Raw genomic sequence first — 307 nt, 5'->3', positions numbered from 1 at the left:
ACCACTACTGTACCTGTTGTCGTGCCCGGCTTGGATACATCCGGTGGTGTCTGCCATTCCACTGTTGTGCCTGGCGGGAATGTACCTTCATTACCGATGCCCTCTGTTGCTGGCGGTACTACACCTATTGGTGTTGTGATCGGTGTCACGATTGGCGTGTTTTCAACGGCATCCGTCGGTCCTGCAGATACTTCTACTGTCACTGGTACTGTTACCACATCTTTTGTACCGTCTGGATATGTCACCACTACTGTGCCTGTTGTCGTGCCCGGCTTGGATACATCCGGTGGTGTCTGCCATTCCACTG

General features: G+C 53.1%; 1 protein-coding gene. It reads right to left on the bottom strand.

Annotated features, from left to right (window positions below; genetic code table 11):
* Positions 1–307 (bottom strand): Rib/alpha-like domain-containing protein (locus tag ERX27_RS11280; protein WP_133432867.1); only part of this gene is annotated, 307 nt, incomplete at both ends.

The organism is Macrococcus brunensis (assembly GCF_004359615.1).
Taxonomy (GTDB): domain Bacteria; phylum Bacillota; class Bacilli; order Staphylococcales; family Staphylococcaceae; genus Macrococcus; species Macrococcus brunensis.
The sequence above is the reverse complement of the archived record's forward strand: the minus strand, read 5'-3'. Positions and strand labels throughout refer to the sequence as shown.